1 protein-coding gene and 1 pseudogene are annotated in these 571 nt (G+C 57.6%); both read right to left on the reverse strand.

Annotated features, from left to right (window positions below; genetic code table 11):
• A partial coding sequence (locus J5224_RS34340) for a LysR family transcriptional regulator (protein WP_264629305.1) occupies positions 1 to 276 on the reverse strand: 276 nt, incomplete at its 3' end.
• A gap of 54 nt (positions 277 to 330) precedes the next feature.
• Positions 331 to 571: pseudogene (locus J5224_RS34345) on the reverse strand (NAD(P)-dependent alcohol dehydrogenase); the annotation flags it as partial.

Here is a 571-nt window from a genome sequence, read left to right on the forward strand (position 1 = left end):
CGGACGTGCACGCATGTCGCGCAGCGCGATGAGTTCGTTTTCAATATCGGCCAGATGTGGTTCAAGACGGCTTGCGAGCTGTTCGCCGACCTCCGTCGGCGCGACGCTGCGCGTGGTGCGGGTGAGTAATCGCAGTTCCAGACGCTCTTCCAGACTGCGTACCGAATGGCTCAGCGCGGATTGCGATACGCCAAGGTGAGCGGCGGCTTTGGTAAAGCTGCGCTCTCTGGCAACCGCCAAAAATGACATCAGATCGTTGAAGTTTTCTTTCAGCATGCAACCTTCCGGTTTGCGCCACCGGCGTTGTGCGGCGGCGCGTTGTTCAGATGATTACTGTGCGCTGGGCGCAGGCAGTGAGGCCATATCGATGACAAAACGGTAACGCACATCGGCGCGTTCCATACGATCGAAAGCCTCGTTGATCTGGTCCATACGAATCATTTCGCAATCGGGCAGGATCTGTTTTTTCGCACAGAAATCAAGCATCTCCTGCGTTTCGCGGATGCCGCCAATCAGCGACCCTGCGATACGTCGACGTCCGAGGATCAACGGCACCGTGGTCGGTTCTGCC

It is taken from the genome of Candidatus Symbiopectobacterium sp. NZEC135 (assembly GCF_025962695.1).